This is a genomic window from Streptomyces sp. DSM 116793 (assembly GCF_057320905.1).
The window spans coordinates 7,227,481-7,242,427 of record NZ_CM170494.1; the positions used below are offsets into that span (position 1 = coordinate 7,227,481).

Consider the following 14,947-nt stretch of genomic DNA (forward strand, 5'->3'; position numbering starts at 1 on the left):
ATTTAATCAATATTGACAACTAAGTAGTCAAGCATGGATCGTCTAATCAAGTCCATGGAGGACGCAGAGGACGCAAGAGGAGACCCCGATGCAGCCCACGACGCCCACCGAGCCGACGAACAGGGCGACCGCCCCCGTCGACGTTCCCCGAGGACTCGCAGGAGTCGTTGTCACCGAGACCACGATCGGTGACGTGCGGGGACGCGAGGGCTTCTACCACTACCGCCAGTACTCCGCCGTCGAGCTGGCGCGGACCCGCGCGTTCGAGGACGTCTGGCACCTCATGGTCCACGGGGGCCTGCCCGACGCCGCCCAGCGCGCCGACTTCACCCGGCGGACCGCGGCGCTGCGCCGGCTGCCCGAGGACGTCGCCGCCGCCCTGCCCGCCGTCGCCGCGGCCGGCCCCCGGTCCGGGCCGCTGGCCGGCCTGCGCACCGCGCTCTCCCTCTTCGGCGCCGCACAGGGCTTCCAGCCGGTCTACGACATCGACGCCGACCGGCGCCGAGCCGACACCCTCGCCGTCTGCGCGGTCGTCCCCACCCTGCTCGCGGCGCTGTACCGGCTCGGCCGCGGCCTGGCGCCGGTGGAGCCACGCGACGACCTGCCGTATGCGGCCAACTACCTGTACATGGTGACGGGCACCGAGCCGGACCCCCGGCGGGCCCGGGCCATCGAGCAATACTTGATTTCCACCATTGATCACGGATTCAACGCGTCAACGTTCACGGCCCGCGTCATCGCGTCCACCGGCGCCGACGTGGCCGCCTGCCTGTCCGGCGCCGTGGGCGCGCTCTCCGGCCCGCTGCACGGCGGGGCGCCGCGCCGCGCCCTGGACACGCTCGACGCCATCGGCACACCCGACCGCATCGACGCCTGGATCCGTGCGCGGGTGCTCGAAGGGGACCGCATCATGGGCTTCGGGCACCCCGTCTACCGCACGGAGGACCCGCGTTCGCGGATGCTGCGCGGCCTGGCCGAGGAGTTCGGCGGCCCCCTGGTGGACTTCGCCATCGAGGTGGAGCGGCGTGTGGAGGCCATTCTCGCCGAGCTCAAACCGGGCCGGGACCTGCACACCAACGTGGAGTTCTACGCGGGCGTCGTCATGGAACTGTGCGGCCTGCCGCGGGAGATGTTCACGCCGACCTTCGCCGCCGCCCGCGTCGTCGGCTGGAGCGCCAACATCCTGGAGCAGGCCGAGGATTCCAAGATCATCCGTCCGGCGGCCAGGTATGTGGGGGCGGTTCCGCCGGTCCCCGTTCCCCCGGCTCCCGCGCCGGTGGCGTGAAGTAGGGCCTTAAGGCACGAGGTTCGCACCGTCGCGTGCCGCGCTCGTATCCTGGGGCCGTATCGCACCCCATGCGTCGTAGCGAGCGCGTGAGAGAGGCCGCACGTGACTGACCAGCAGATTCCCGTCGTCGTGCTCGCGGGCTTCCTGGGCTCCGGCAAGACCACACTCCTCAACCACCTGCTGCACAGCAGCAGGGGCAGCCGCATCGGAGCAGTGGTCAACGACTTCGGTGCGATCGAGGTCGACGCGCTGGCCGTCGCAGGACAGCTCGGGGACTCGACCGTGTCGCTCGGCAACGGCTGCCTGTGCTGTGCGGTCGACGTCAGCGAGCTGGACGAGTACCTGCAGCGGCTGACCCGGCCGGCCGCCGGCATCGATGTGATCGTCATAGAGGCCAGCGGCCTCGCCGAGCCCCAGGAGCTCGTGCGGATGGTGCTCGCCAGCGAGAACCCCCGGGTGGTCTACGGGGGACTGGTGGAGGTGGTGGACGCCGCGGAGTTCGACGCCACCAGGGAGCGGCATCCCGAGATCGAGCGGCACCTGCGCATCGCCGACCTGGTGGTGCTCAACAAGACCGACCGGGTGGACGCGGCGGCCCGGGAGCGGACCCTGGGCGTCGTGCGGGCGCTGGCCGACCGCGCGGCCGTGATCGCCGCCTCCTACGGGCGGATCGACCCGGACCTGCTCTTCGACCGCAAGGCGGTCACCGAACGCGTCGGGCAGCTCTCCTTCGACGATCTGCGCGCCCATGAGGGGCACCCGGACCACGAACACCTGCACCTGGCGTACGACAGCGTCTCCTTCACCTCCGGCACGCCCATGGACCCGCGCCGGACCATGGCCTTCCTCGACAGCCGCCCCAAGGGGCTGTACCGCATCAAGGGCTATGTCGACTTCGGCGCCGCCGACCCGGTGAACCGCTACCACGTGCACGCCGTCGGCAGCTTCCTGCGTTTCTCACCCGAGCCCTGGTCCAGCGTGCCTGTGACTCCCGAGACGCAGATGCCGGGGGCGTGGGCGTCCGAACCGTGGGCGTCGCTTCCGGTGCCGTCCGAGAACTGGGGCGTCGGCGGCGGGCGGTTCACCCGTCTCGTGCTCATCGGCTCGGCCATCGACGGCGACGCCCTGCTCGAAGGGCTGGCCGCCTGTCGCATCACCGGCTCCGCGGCACAGGAGCCGCCCGACGAGCACAGCATGTGGGGCGTCCTGCGCTATGTGCGGCACGGCGAGCACGAAGAACTTCCGGTCGCGCCCGGGGAGCCCGGGGACGCCCCGGACCCGGAGGCCGGTCACCCCGGCCCGGGGGAGTACTCCGACGCCGGGGACACGGGCCGCACACCGGCGCCGTAACGGGCCTGCCGGCGGGTGCGCCCGGCCGGGTGCACCCCGGCCGGGCGTTCAGCGTCACCGCGTCACGTCAGCGGCCCGGCCACCACCGCCACCGTCTTCTGCAGCGACACCCCCGAGCCGTCGCGCCGCGGATCCGGCTCCGGGAGCTCGACCGGTGTGCCGTTCTTCTGCGCGGCCCGGGCCGGCGTGGGACCCGCCCAGGCCAGCCGCAGGCAGTCCTCGCCCTTCAGGAATCGCTGGCAGCGGACCCCGCCCGTGGCCCGGCCCTTGCGGGGGTACTGGTCGAACGGCGTGAGTTTCGCGGTCGTCTGGACCGAGTCGTCGAGCGTGCCACGCGAGCCCGCGACCGTGAACACGACCGCGTCGGCCGAGGGGTCCACAGCTGTGAAGGAGATCACCTTCGCGCCCTCCGCGAGCTTGATACCCGCCATGCCGCCCGCCGGCCGCCCCTGCGGACGCACCTGGGCGGCCGGGAAGCGCAGCAGCTGGGCGTCGTCGGTGATGAAGACCAGGTCCTCCTCGCCCGTGCGCAGCTCCGTCGCGCCCACGATGCGGTCGCCGTCACGGAGAGTGATGACCTCCAGCTCGTCCTTGTTCGCCGGGTAGTCGGGAACCACACGCTTGACGACGCCCTGCAAGGTGCCCAGGGCGAGGCCGGGCGAGGACTCGTCGAAGGTCGTCAGGCAGATCAGCTCCTCGTCCGCCTCCAGGGAGAGGAACTCCGCGACCGGCGCCCCGCCCGAGAGCGTGGACGCGGACTCCGGGAGCTGCGGCAGGTCGATCACCGACAGCCTCAACAGCCGCCCCGTGGAGGTGACGGCGCCCACCTCGCCGCGGGCCGTCCCGGGCGCGGAGGAGACGATCACATCGTGCTTGGCGCGCTTGCCGCCCTCCGGGACGAACGGCTGGTCCGTCGCCGTACGGGCCAGCAGGCCGGTGGACGACAGCAGGACGCGGCACGGGTCGTCGGCCACCTGGAGCGGCACGGCGATCGCCGGGGCGTCCGCCGACTCCAGCAGGACCGTGCGCCGGTCGGTGCCGAACTTCTTGGCGACCGCGGACAGTTCGGCGGAGACCAGCTTCCGCAGCTCCGCGTCGGAGTCCAGGATGCGGGTCAGCTCCTCGATCTCGGCCCTGAGCCGGTCGCGCTCCGACTCCAGCTCGATGCGGTCGTACTTCGTCAGGCGGCGCAGCGGGGTGTCCAGGATGTACTGGGTCTGGACCTCGCTCAGGGAGAAGCGGTCCATCAGGCGCTGCTTCGCCTGCGCCGAGTTCTCACTGGACCTGATCAGGCGGATGACCTCGTCGATGTCCACCAGGGCGACGAGGAGTCCCTCGACCAGGTGGAGCCTGTCGCGCTTCTTGCCGCGGCGGAACTCACTGCGGCGGCGGACCACGTTGAAGCGGTGGTCCAGGTAGACCTCGAGCAGCTCCTTGAGGCCCAGCGTCAGGGGCTGGCCGTCGACCAGCGCCACATTGTTGATCCCGAAGGACTCCTCCATGGGGGTCAGCTTGTAGAGCTGCTCCAGGACGGCCTCCGGGACGAAGCCGTTCTTGATCTCGATCACCAGACGCAGGCCGTGCTCACGGTCCGTGAGGTCCTTGACGTCCGCGATGCCCTGCAGCTTCTTGGCGCCGACCAGGTCCTTGATCTTGGCGATCACCTTCTCGGGGCCCACCGCGAAGGGCAGCTCGGTCACGACCAGGCCCTTGCGGCGGGCGGTGACGTTCTCCACGGAGGCCGTCGCCCGGATCTTGAAGGTGCCACGGCCCGTCTCGTAGGCGTCCCGGATGCCGGAGAGGCCGACGATGCGGCCGCCGGTGGGCAGGTCGGGGCCCGGGATGTACTTCATCAGCGTCTCCAGGTCGGCGCCCGGGTACCTGATCAGGTGGCGGGCGGCCGCGACGACCTCGCGGAGATTGTGCGGGGGCATGTTCGTCGCCATGCCGACGGCGATTCCCGAGGCGCCGTTCACCAGGAGGTTCGGATAGGCGGCCGGGAGGACCTCCGGCTCCTGCTCCTGCCCGTCGTAGTTCGGGTTGAAGTCGACCGTGTCCTCGTCGATCGACTCGGTCATCAGGGAGGTGGCGTCCGCCATCCGGCACTCGGTGTAGCGCATGGCCGCGGGCGGGTCGTCATTGCCCAGCGAGCCGAAGTTGCCGTGCCCGTCGACCAGCGGCAGGCGCATGCTGAACGGCTGGGCCATGCGCACCAGGGCGTCGTAGATCGACGCGTCGCCGTGCGGGTGGAGCTTGCCCATGACCTCGCCGACGACGCGGGCGCACTTCACATAGCCGCGGTCGGGGCGCAGGCCCATCTCGTTCATCTGGTAGACGATGCGGCGGTGCACCGGCTTCATGCCGTCCCGCGCGTCCGGCAGGGCCCGCGAATAGATGACCGAGTACGCGTATTCGAGGTAGGAGCCCTTCATCTCGTCGACGACGTCGATGTCGAGGATCCGCTCCTCGAACGGGTCGTCGGACGGCGGGGTCTTCGTGCTGCGGCGGGCCATCGCTGCGCGGCTCCTTCACGGATACTGCCGGTACTGCCGGGACCGGACGAGGGTCTGACGCGCTCCATTGTGGACCGCCCCACGGACAACGCGGACCGTGACCCGGCCGGGCCCGGCCGCGACACCGCCGGAGCGGGAACTTCGCGAGGTGTCTGCACGCTTGCATACAGTGGGCGGACCGGCGCCCGTCGCCCGACACCCCGCAGGGGGTTTCCACAGCTTTCGCGATCGAAGGGACGTACATGCCCATGGGTCACACGGCCACAGCGCAGGCCGGCTCCGGCGGCCTGACAGCGACCGAGCACCGCCTGGCCAACGGCCTGCGCGTGGTGCTCTCCGAGGACCACCTGACCCCGGTCGCCGCGGTCTGCCTCTGGTACGACGTCGGCTCCCGCCACGAGGTCACCGGCCGTACGGGCCTGGCGCACCTCTTCGAGCACCTGATGTTCCAGGGCTCGAAGCAGGTACGCGGTAACGGCCACTTCGAGCTGGTGCAGGGCGCGGGCGGCTCCCTGAACGGCACCACCAGCTTCGAGCGCACCAACTACTTCGAGACCATGCCGGCGCACCAGCTGGAGCTGGCCCTGTGGCTGGAGGCGGACCGGATGGGCTCGCTGCTCGCCGCGCTCGACCAGCAGTCCCTGGACAACCAGCGCGACGTCGTCAAGAACGAGCGCCGCCAGCGCTACGACAACGTCCCCTACGGCACCGCCTTCGAGAAGCTGACGGCCCTGGCCTACCCGGAGGGTCACCCTTACCACCACACGCCGATCGGCTCGATGGCCGACCTGGACGCGGCCACCCTGGAGGACGCCCAGGAGTTCTTCCGCACCTACTACGCGCCCAACAACGCCGTCCTGTCCGTCGTCGGCGACATCGACCCGGAGCAGACGCTGGCCTGGGTCGAGAAGTACTTCGGCAGCATCCCCGCGTACGACGGCAAGCCGGCGCCCCGGGACGGCGCCCTGCCGGAGACCATCGGCCAGCAGCTCCGCGAGGTCGTCGAGGAGGAGGTCCCGGCGCGCGCCCTGATGGCCGCCTACCGCCTCCCGGAGGACGGCACGCGCGCGTGCGACGCCGCCGACCTGGCCCTGACCGTCCTCGGCGGCGGCGAGTCCTCGCGGCTCTACAACCGCCTCGTGCGCCGTGACCGCACCGCCGTGGCCGCCGGATTCGGGCTGCTCCGGCTGGCCGGGGCGCCCTCGCTCGGCTGGCTGGACGTGAAGGCCTCCGGCGACGTGGAGATCCCCGTCATCGAGGCCGCCGTGGACGAGGAGCTGGCGCGGTTCGCCGAGGAGGGCCCCACCCCCGGCGAAATGGAGCGCGCGCAGGCGCAGTTGGAGCGCGAGTGGCTGGACCGCCTCGGCACCGTCGCGGGCCGCGCCGACGAACTCTGCCGCTACGCCGTGCTCTTCGGCGACCCCCAGCTCGCCCTGACCGCCGTGCAGCGCGCCCTGGAGGTCACCCCCGAGGAGGTCCAGGAGGCCGCCAGGGCCCGGCTGCGCCCGGACAACCGCGCAGTGCTCGTCTACGAACCCACCGAAGACGCCGGGGACGCCGGTGACACCGCGGAGACCGGAGCGACGGGAGAGACCGCAGCGGCCGCGGGTGCCGCCGACAGCACCGACCAGGACGAGGAGGCGGCGAAGTGACCGAGGCCGCGACGTCAGAACAGGGCACGACGATGGACTTCCACCCCCAGCCCCAGCCCGGCGCGGCCAGGCCCTGGGCGTTCCCCACCCCCGAGCGCGGCTCGCTCTCCAACGGCCTGACGGTGCTCCGCTGCCACCGCCCCGGCCAGCAGGTGGTCGCCGTGGAGGTGCTGCTCGACAGCCCCCTGGACGCGGAGCCCGAGGGCCTCGACGGGGTGGCCACCATCATGGCGCGCGCCTTCTCCGAGGGCACCGACAAGCACTCCGCGGAGGACTTCGCCGCCGAGCTGGAGCGCTGCGGCGCCACGCTGGACGCGCACGCCGACCACCCGGGAGTGCGGCTCTCCCTGGAGGTGCCCGCCTCCCGGCTGCCCAAGGGGCTCGGCCTGCTCGCGGACGCCCTCCGCGCGCCCGCCTTCGCCGACAGCGAGATCGAGCGCCTGGTGCGCAACCGCCTGGACGAGATCCCGCACGAGATGGCCAACCCCGCCCGCCGTGCCGCCAAGGAGCTCTCCAGGGAGCTGTTCCCGGCGACGTCGCGCATGTCGCGGCCCCGGCAGGGCACCGAGGAGACCGTCGCCGCCATCGACGCCGGTGCGGTGCGCGCCTTCTACGAGAAGCACGTACGCCCGGCGACGGCCACCGCGGTCGTGGTCGGCGACCTCACCGGCACCGACCTGGACACGGTGCTTGCCGACACGCTGGGGTCCTGGACCGGTGACACCGCCGCCCCCCGCCCGGTGCCGCCGATCATCGCAGACGACCGGGGCCGTGTGGTGATCGTGGACCGGCCCGGCGCCGTCCAGACGCAGCTGCTGATCGGCCGGATCGGACCCGACCGCCATGACCGCGTCTGGCCCGCCCAGGTGCTCGGCACCTACTGCCTCGGCGGCACGCTCACCTCCCGGCTCGACCGGGTGCTGCGCGAGGAGAAGGGCTACACGTACGGCGTGCGGGCCTTCAGCCAGGTGCTGCGCTCGTCCGCGCCGTCGTCGCCCGAAGGGGCCGCCGGCGCCGCCATGCTGGCGATCTCCGGGTCGGTCGACACGGCGTCCACGGGCCCCGCCCTTGACGACCTCTGGAAGGTGCTGCGGGACCTCGCCGCCGACGGACTCACGGACGACGAGCGCGATGTCGCCGTGCAGAACCTGGTCGGCGTCGCCCCCCTCAAGTACGAGACCGCCGCCGCCGTCGCGGGCACGCTGGCCGACCAGGTGGAGCAGCACCTTCCGGACGACTACCAGGGCCACCTCTACCAGCGGTTCGCCGCCACGGGCACGGTGGAGGCCACGGCCGCAGTCGTCAGCGCGTTCCCGGTGGACCGGCTCGTCACCGTGCTCGTCGGGGACGCCGCGCAGATCGAGGAGCCCGTACGGGCGCTGGGGATCGGCGAGGTCACGGTGGTCTCCGGCTGACGGCACCCCGCACCCCGGACGTGACGGGACGGCGCCCCAGCGGTCTTCCGCGGGGCGCCGTCGCCGCGTACGGCCGGACGCTCGGCGGGACGCCGCCGGCTCGCCGCATACGGCAAACACACCCACCCGCCGCCCACCGCCCGGCCCCGCCGCACGCCGCATGCCGCCCGGCCGCCCGCTCACGGCGTACGCCCGCTCACTCCGTACGCCCGCTCGTCCGCGTACGCCCGTGCACCGCCCGCGCCTACCACAATCACCACCCGTGGCACCGGCAAACACCCCGAATTCACCCACCCGCTGTCCGAATTGACAGGAAGAAAGCCAGTCTGCCCCTGTGGCATGCGCTACAAAAGGGCTGATCTGTTTGTTGGTCTGGAGATGTCCCCTTTAGCGTCGGTCCGGCTGTTCGTCGGACCTGCGCCGCGCCCGCGGTGCCGGGCAGCCATCGCCGAGTCCCCACACGGCGCGAGCCGGGGGAGCCGGGGACCCAACATGTCCCGGGGTGAATCGGACTCCCTTCCCGAGGGGGTGTCCGTAGGAGACCTTCCTGCTCCGAACCCGTCAGCTAACCCGGCAGGCGAGAAGGAGGGAAAGGACCAGCCGCTTCATGGCGTTCACCCGTGTCACCGGGAAGCACCGCCGACCAGGCCGCCTCGTGCGCTCCACCGCGTACGCGGCAGGCATCGCCGCACTCACCGCCACCGGCGTCATCGGTGGCCTCACCGCAACCCCCGCACTCGCCGCGCAGCGGCCGCCCGAGGACGCCGGCCTGACCCGGGCCCTCCTGGCGGGCGCCACGACGGCCGACCGGATCGGCGCGCAGGCGGCCGCCCAGCGGCGGGCCGCCGACGAGGCCGCGGCCCGCCGCGCGGCCGAAGAGAAGGCGGCACGGACCGCGGCGCAGGCCAAGCGGAAGGCCGAGGCCAAGGTGGCCAAGCTCCGCACGGCCAAGAAGCGGGCCGCCCGCGCCGCGGTGCGCAGGAGCACCGGCTACACCGTCCCGATCAGCGGTTCGTACATCACCACGGGCTACCGGACGGGCGGCTCCCTGTGGTCCTCCGGCAGCCACACGGGCATCGACTTCCACGCGGCGTCCGGCACCCCGGTGCACGCCGTGAGCGCCGGCACCGTCGTCGAGGCCGGCTGGGGCGGCGCCTACGGCAACAACATCGTCATCCGGATGCACGACGGCACGTACACCCAGTACGGCCATCTGTCCTCCATCGGCGTCGCCGTCGGCCAGAGCGTCGCCCCGGGGCAGCGAATCGCCCTCTCCGGCGCGACCGGCAACGCCACGGGCCCCCATCTGCACTTCGAGGCCCGCACCACGCCCGACTACGGCTCGGACATCGACCCGGTGGCCTACCTCCGCTCCCACGGGGTCGACGTCTGATCACCGGGAACCACCGCTGCTCCCGTGGAGACGACTGAGCCCCGAGGCGACGGCTCCCCGCGGGGTGACGGCTCCCCGCGGGCGACGGCTTCCCCGGGGTGATGGTTGCCCCAGGGCCGACCACCGTCCCTTTGCGAACCGAAGCCGGGGACCGCCGAAAGGAAATACGGCAGCGCCCGGTGCCGAACGCCCGCCTCCTGACACCGCACCCGGCGGTGTCAGGACCGAGTCCAAAAAATACCCATGGTTCCCCGCCACCCTTCGGCAAATGCGGCTGTCTGCAATAGAGTCGCCGAACAGGCTTCATTGGGCCGCGTTTTCGCGGGGATCAAGGCGGAGGTCCGGTCATGCGCATTCCCGCGCAGTCGGTATGCACGGCCATCCGGGACGACATCGTCTCCGGCCTGCTGGAACGCGGCAGCCGGCTCACCGAAGAGGTCCTCGCACGGCGCTACGGCGTCTCGCGCATCCCGGTGCGCGAGGCGCTGCGCACCCTGGAGGCGGAGGGCTTCGTCGTCACCCGCCGGCACGCCGGGGCCTGTGTCGCCGAGCCCACCGAGCAGGAGGCCGCCGACCTCCTGGAGATCCGTATGCTGCTGGAACCGCTGGGCGCCGCCCGTGCCGCGCAGCGCCGCACCGAGGCCCATCTGAAGGTGCTCAGGGGGCTGGTACGCCTGGGCCACGACCGTGTCAGGCGAGGTCACGGCGAGGATCTGCGCTCGCTGGAGAGCTGGTTCCACGAGACGCTGGCCCAGGCCTCCGGTAGCCCCGGACTCACCTCGCTGCTCACCCAGCTCCGGCACAAGGTCTCCTGGATGTACACCGTCGACGTGACCGAGCGGCCCGCGGAGTCCTGGGCGGAGCACGCCGCGATCCTCGACGCCGTGGCCCGCGGCGACGCCGAACGGGCCCGCGCGGTGACCGCCGTGCACACCGAACGGGGCATCCCGGCACACCGCCTGCGCTTCCCCAGGACCCCCGCCCGCCCCGACCGCGTGAGGGCTTCGTAACACGCCGTACACGCGGCAGGGTACTGCCTTTAACAGGAACCCCGTAAAAACGAAGCTGGCGATGAATTCGTATACGGCCGGTATCCGTGCCGTGCACCATGTGTGGGCGGCGGCGGAATTCGCCGTGGCCGGTTATGCGTGTCGTGTGTGAACGCGTGCGATGGCGGGGCCTTCTTTCGGTATCCCGCAGGCGCCTTCTCATGTGCCTCTATGCATTGCCACAGCACATTCACCGGCCCGGAATGCGAAAAATCGACGCGCTCGGTCCGATGCACCGGGGCCGAACTCTCCGGGCCGATTCACCGAGGCCGCCGTACCGGGCCGCGGCACCGGGCCGAAGCACCGGGAGGGCGTGGAGCCCGGGTGTCCGGAGACGTGACCTGTATGCCCGAACAAGCCGCCTGTGTACTGAACAACCCGCCCATGATCCTGAACAGACCGCCCATGACCCCTGAACCACGCCACCATGCCTTGAACAACGCCACCATGCCCTGAACAACGCGCCCCTGCGCTGAACCACGTGCCCATGCCCGGAGGGCGCGCACCATGCCCGGAGAACGCGAAAGCCGCACCCACCGGAACGGAGGCGTCCGGCGGGCGCGGCAAGGGTGACGGGCGGCTGGAACCCTCAGACCGTCTCGGGCAGCTCCTCCAGCCCCTCGGAGACCAGCTTCGCCAGGCGGTCCAGGGCTGCGTCCGCGCCCTCCGCGTCGCAGGCGAGGACGATCTCGTCACCGCCCTGGGCCCCCAGGCCGAGCACCGCGAGCATGGACGCGGCGTTGACCGGAGCGCCGTCGCCCTTGGCGATGGTCACCGGCACGCCCGAGGCGGTGGCCGCCCGGACGAGGATGGAGGCGGGTCGGGCGTGAAGCCCCTCGGCCCAGCCGATGTTGACGCGGCGCTCAGCCATGGTGTTGCTGCCCTTCGAGTGTCTCGGAGTGTCCCGGCGTGTCCGGCAAGGGTCCCGTGCGTGCCGTCTGGCCGACGGCGTGGCGATGACTCCCGGTAGTTGTCTAGACCAGTGTCGCACACGGGTCCGGAGCGCCGGGGCGGCCCCACCGAACACGAGCGATGCCCCCGCGGCTCCGGCCGCGCTCCACCCGTGCCGTCCGCGGAAGTGCCCTCGCGCAGCGGCCCCGCTTCGCCCCGAGTCACCCGCGCCCTGGCCACAGCCCGCCCCGGTTCAGCCTGGGGCGCCCGCCCCCGCGCGCACTCCCGCCCCGCCCCCGGAGACGGCAGCCGCACACCCCGCCACCCGCCCCGTCCCACCCGGAGACACGCCCCCGTACGCCGTACCCTGACCCCATGCAGAGCCCGTCGGACCGGCACGCCTACCCCGCGCACTGGGAGGCCGACGTGGTGCTGCGCGACGGTGGCACCGCGCGGATCAAGCCGATCACCGCCGACGACGCGGACCGCCTGGTCAGCTTCTACGAGCAGGTGTCGGACCAGTCGAAGTACTACCGTTTCTTCGCCCCGTACCCCCGGCTCTCCGCGAACGACGTGCGCCGTTTCACCCACCATGACTTCGTGGACCGGGTGGGGCTCGCGGCCGTGGTGGGCGGCGAGTTCATCGCGACCGTGCGCTACGACCGCATCGACGGCGCACGCAGGGCGGCCGGGCAGCCGGCCGACGAGGCCGAGGTCGCCTTCCTGGTGCAGGACGCACACCAGGGCAGGGGGGTGGCCTCCGCGCTGCTGGAGCACATCGCCGCGGTGGCGCGCGAGCGCGGCATCCGGAGGTTCGCTGCCGAGGTGCTGCCCGCCAACACCAAGATGATCAAGGTTTTCACGGACGCCGGCTACCAGCAGAAGCGCAGCTTCGAGGACGGTGTCGTGCTCCTGGAGCTGGACCTGGCGCCCACCGAGGGGTCCCGCGCCGTCCAGCTCGCCCGTGAGCAGCGGGCCGAGGCGCGCTCCGTGCAGCGGTTGCTGCGGCCGGGCGCCGTCGCCGTGATCGGCGTCAGCCGGACCCCGGGCGGGGTCGGCCGCAGCGTGCTGGCCAACATCCGCGACGCCGGCTTCACCGGCCGTCTGTACGCCGTCAACCACGCCTTCCCGCCGGAGCTGACCTCGCTCGACGGCGTGCCCGCGGTCCGGGCCCTCACCGAGCTGGACGGGCCCGTCGACCTGGCGGTGGTCGCGGTGCCCGCGTCCCGGGTGCCCGAGGTGGCCGACGAGTGCGGGGCGCACGGCGTGCAGGGGCTCGTGGTGCTCTCGGCCGGCTACGCGGAGAGCGGGGAGGAGGGCCTCGAGCGGCAGCGGGCGCTGGTCCGCCAGGCCCGTTCCTTCGGCATGCGGATCATCGGCCCCAACGCCTTCGGCATCGTCAACACCGCCCCGGACGTACTCCTGAACGCCTCGCTCGCCCCACAGCTGCCACGGCCGGGGCGGATCGGCCTGTTCGCGCAGTCCGGCGCGACCGGCATCGCCCTGCTGTCCCGGCTGCACCGGCGCGGCGGTGGCGCGGTGGGCCTCTCGACGTTCGTGTCCGCGGGCAACCGCGCCGACGTCTCCGGCAACGACGTCCTGCAGTACTGGTACGAGGACCCGGACACCGACGTCGCGCTGATGTACCTGGAGTCGATCGGCAACCCCCGCAAGTTCACCCGCCTCGCCCGGCGCACCGCCGCCGTCAAGCCGCTCGTCGTGGTGCAGGGCGCCCGGCACGGCGGAAGCGCGCCCACGGGGCACGCCGTGCAGCCCACCCGGTTGCCCCACGCGACGGTCTCCGCGCTGCTCCGGCAGGCCGGTGTCATCCGGGTGGACACCATCACCGAGCTGGTCGACGCGGGCCTCCAGCTCGCCGGGCAGCCGCTGCCCGCGGGGCCCCGGGTGGCGATCCTCGGCAACTCCGAGTCCCTGGGGCTGCTCACCTACGACGCCTGCCTCTCCGAGGGGCTGCGCCCGCTGCGGCCCCGGGACCTGACGACGTCGGCGACCCCGGACGACTTCCACGCCGCGCTGTGCGAGGCCCTGGCGGACCCCGACTGCGACGCCGTGGTCGTCACCGTGATCCCCGCCGTGGACGGCGGACCCGCGGCGGACGGGGTACTGGCGGCGGCGCTCCGGTCCGCCGCCGCGGCCCACCCGCACAAGCCCCTCTCCGTGGTCCACGTCGAGCTGGGCGGCCTGGCCGCCGCCCTGTCCGCGGCCACCAGCACGGGCCCGCGCCGCCCCGCCCCGCCGGCCCGCGAGCAGCCGCCCGGGCCCGCCGAGACCACCCCGTCCTCTGACACCGCCGAGCCCGCCGAGCCCGCCGAGGCCCCCGAGTCCTCTCGTGCCCCCGAGTCCTCCGCTGCCGTCGAACCCTCTGCGACCCGCGACCACCCTGCCCCTGAAGCCGCCCGCGACCACCCTGCCCCCGAAACCGTCCGCGCCCCCGGCCCGGAGACCGCTCCCGACCGCCGCATCCCCGCCTACCCGGCAGCCGAGCGCGCCGTCCGTGCGCTCGCCGAGGCCGTGGGGTACGCGCAGTGGCGCCGCGAGGCGGCCGACCCCGGCAGGGTGCCGCACTACGACGACATCGACGCGAAGCGGGCCGCGGAGCTGATCCAGGACCTCCTGGAGCGTTCGGGGAACGATCCGCGCGGAGCCACGCTCGCCCCCGGCGACACCCGCGAACTGCTCGGCGCCTACGGCATCCCGCTCCGTGCCGCCCTGCCCGCGCCGGGCCCCGATCAGGCCGCGCGGGCCGCCGCCGAGCTCGGTTACCCGGTGGCGCTCAAGACCACCGCACCCCATCTGCGGCACCGCGCCGACCTGGGCGGCGTCCGGCTGGACCTGGCCGACGAGGAGCAACTCCGGCGCGCCTACACGGAGCTGACCGACACCTTCGGCAGCCCCGGGGAACTGCTCCCGGTCGTCCAGTCGATGGCGCCGCGCGGGGTCGACACCGTCGTGCGCGCCGTCATCGACCCCACCGCCGGAGCGGTGCTCTCCTTCGGGCTCGCCGGCGCCGCCTCCGAACTGCTCGGGGACATGGCGCACCGGCTGATCCCGGTCACCGACCGCGAGGCCCGTGCCGTGGTCAGGTCCATCCGGACCGCCCCGCTCCTGTTCGGCTGGCGCGGTTCCGCACCGGTCGACACAGCCGCCCTGGAAGAGTTGCTGCTCCGCCTCTCCCGGCTGGTCGACGGCCATCCGGAGGTGGTGGCGGTCTCCCTGGAGCCCGTGGTCGTGGCCACGCGGGGGGCGTCCGTACTGGGCGCGTCCGTGCGCCTCGCCCCGCCACCCGCCCGTACCGACCTCGGGCCCCGCACCATGGCCGCCTACTGAACGCGGCCGTCCGGCTCAGGCGCGCGGACCCGGGGCGTCCCGGGGCGA

The 14,947-nt window shown here is 72.7% G+C and carries 9 protein-coding genes and 1 riboswitch; of the genes, 7 read left to right on the top strand and 2 right to left on the bottom strand.

Features of this window, described 5'->3' with window-relative positions; all coding sequences use genetic code 11:
• Positions 1 to 88 precede the first annotated feature (88 nt).
• Both ACSMXW_RS28365 and ACSMXW_RS28370 read left to right on the top strand, forming a co-directional pair.
• Positions 89 to 1,285, top strand: coding sequence for a citrate synthase (locus tag ACSMXW_RS28365; RefSeq protein WP_485800418.1), 1,197 nt, complete (start codon positions 89 to 91; stop codon positions 1,283 to 1,285).
• A 105-nt stretch (positions 1,286 to 1,390) separates the two neighbouring features.
• Positions 1,391 to 2,638 carry a CobW family GTP-binding protein gene (locus ACSMXW_RS28370; RefSeq protein WP_485800419.1) on the top strand — a complete coding sequence of 416 codons (1,248 nt, stop codon included), beginning with the start codon at positions 1,391 to 1,393 and terminating at the stop codon, positions 2,636 to 2,638.
• Between the two features lie 62 nt (positions 2,639 to 2,700).
• On the opposite strand, the gene ACSMXW_RS28375 is transcribed toward ACSMXW_RS28370, so the two are convergent.
• Positions 2,701 to 5,151: a DNA gyrase/topoisomerase IV subunit A gene (locus tag ACSMXW_RS28375; RefSeq protein WP_485800420.1), complete on the bottom strand. Its 2,451-nt coding sequence runs from the start codon at positions 5,149 to 5,151 to the stop codon at positions 2,701 to 2,703.
• Between the two features lie 242 nt (positions 5,152 to 5,393).
• Here ACSMXW_RS28375 and ACSMXW_RS28380 point away from each other — a divergent pair, with 242 nt between their 5' ends.
• The 4 genes from ACSMXW_RS28380 (at position 5,394) to ACSMXW_RS28395 (ending at position 10,621) form a co-directional block, all read left to right on the top strand.
• Positions 5,394 to 6,803 carry a M16 family metallopeptidase gene (locus ACSMXW_RS28380; protein WP_485800422.1) on the top strand — a complete coding sequence of 470 codons (1,410 nt, stop codon included), beginning with the start codon at positions 5,394 to 5,396 and terminating at the stop codon, positions 6,801 to 6,803.
• Between the two features lie 32 nt (positions 6,804 to 6,835).
• Complete coding sequence (locus tag ACSMXW_RS28385) at positions 6,836 to 8,218, top strand: M16 family metallopeptidase (protein WP_485808368.1); 1,383 nt, start codon at positions 6,836 to 6,838, stop codon at positions 8,216 to 8,218.
• A gap of 436 nt (positions 8,219 to 8,654) precedes the next feature.
• Positions 8,655 to 8,813, top strand: a riboswitch (cyclic di-AMP (ydaO/yuaA leader).
• Between the two features lie 12 nt (positions 8,814 to 8,825).
• The gene (locus ACSMXW_RS28390) at positions 8,826 to 9,611 is read left to right on the top strand and encodes a M23 family metallopeptidase (protein WP_485800423.1); all 786 of its coding nucleotides are present in this window, start codon (positions 8,826 to 8,828) and stop codon (positions 9,609 to 9,611) included.
• Between the two features lie 347 nt (positions 9,612 to 9,958).
• Positions 9,959 to 10,621: a GntR family transcriptional regulator gene (locus ACSMXW_RS28395; RefSeq protein ID WP_485800424.1), complete on the top strand. Its 663-nt coding sequence runs from the start codon at positions 9,959 to 9,961 to the stop codon at positions 10,619 to 10,621.
• A gap of 628 nt (positions 10,622 to 11,249) precedes the next feature.
• Here ACSMXW_RS28395 and ACSMXW_RS28400 read toward each other — a convergent pair.
• Positions 11,250 to 11,531 carry an HPr family phosphocarrier protein gene (locus tag ACSMXW_RS28400; RefSeq protein WP_485800426.1) on the bottom strand — a complete coding sequence of 94 codons (282 nt, stop codon included), beginning with the start codon at positions 11,529 to 11,531 and terminating at the stop codon, positions 11,250 to 11,252.
• 395 nt (positions 11,532 to 11,926) lie between these two features.
• Here ACSMXW_RS28400 and ACSMXW_RS28405 point away from each other — a divergent pair, with 395 nt between their 5' ends.
• On the top strand, positions 11,927 to 14,899 hold the full coding sequence (locus ACSMXW_RS28405) for a bifunctional acetate--CoA ligase family protein/GNAT family N-acetyltransferase (protein ID WP_485800428.1): 2,973 nt from the start codon (positions 11,927 to 11,929) through the stop codon (positions 14,897 to 14,899).
• Positions 14,900 to 14,947: the final 48 nt, after the last annotated feature.